General features: G+C 72.4%; 1 protein-coding gene. It reads left to right on the forward strand.

The window, feature by feature from the left end; translation table 11 throughout:
• Positions 1-822: hypothetical protein (locus ACEN88_RS33090; RefSeq protein WP_413346534.1), on the forward strand; the 822-nt coding region annotated here is incomplete at both ends.

Consider the following 822-nt stretch of genomic DNA (forward strand, 5'->3'; position numbering starts at 1 on the left):
ACGTCGACCTGGCGTGGTCGCGCATCGCGCGCCAGATCATGCTGCGCACCGGTGCGGACGGCCGGGAGATGCCGGACGTGGAGCTTGACCCGGGCGTCGCACTGTTCGTCGCCATTTCCCGGCTGTGCCGCCCCGGCGACGACCGGCTCGATCCGATGTTCACGTACCGGTTGCGCGGCGAGCTTGAACAACCGCGCATGGCCGCCGGCACCGGCGACGCCGGGTTGACCTGGAGGGCGCAGGCGCTGCGCGACGTGATCGCCACCGCCGGCGTCATGTGCATGCCGGTGGTGCTGTACTGCGACGTCGACGCGGCCACCGGCGCGGGTCCGATCGAGGCGCTGTTCGCCATGCCCGCGGCGCGCGCCACGACCATCCTGTGGGCGCATTGCGGCGGCGTCGGGCGCTGCGTCGAGCAGCCCGTCGACCACGCCGCCTGTCTGCGTTCGATCCTGGCCGATCCGTGCATGGGGCACGTCCACGTCGACCTGGCGTGGTCGCGCATCGCGCGCCAGATCATGCTGCGCACCGGTGCGGACGGCCGGGAGATGCCGGACCACGCGTCGATGCGGGCATGGGCGCGGTTGATCGACGATCACCCGGACCGCTTCCTGTTCGGCTCCGAGGCGCTCGACGCGCGCGAACGGGCGGCGCTGTGGCATGCGATCGATGCGCTGTACCAGCCATTGCTGGATACGTTGGCGCCCGCCGCGCGCCGCGCCATCACGACCGGCAACTACGAGCGCCTGGTGCTGGATGCGCGGCCGCGCATGCGGGCGTTCGCGCGGCACGTGCTCACGCCGGCGTTCGTCGGGCAGGACC

Origin of the sequence: Massilia sp. CT11-108 (genome assembly GCF_047302915.1) — a bacterium.
Taxonomy (GTDB): Bacteria; Pseudomonadota; Gammaproteobacteria; order Burkholderiales; family Burkholderiaceae_D; genus Telluria; species Telluria orientalis.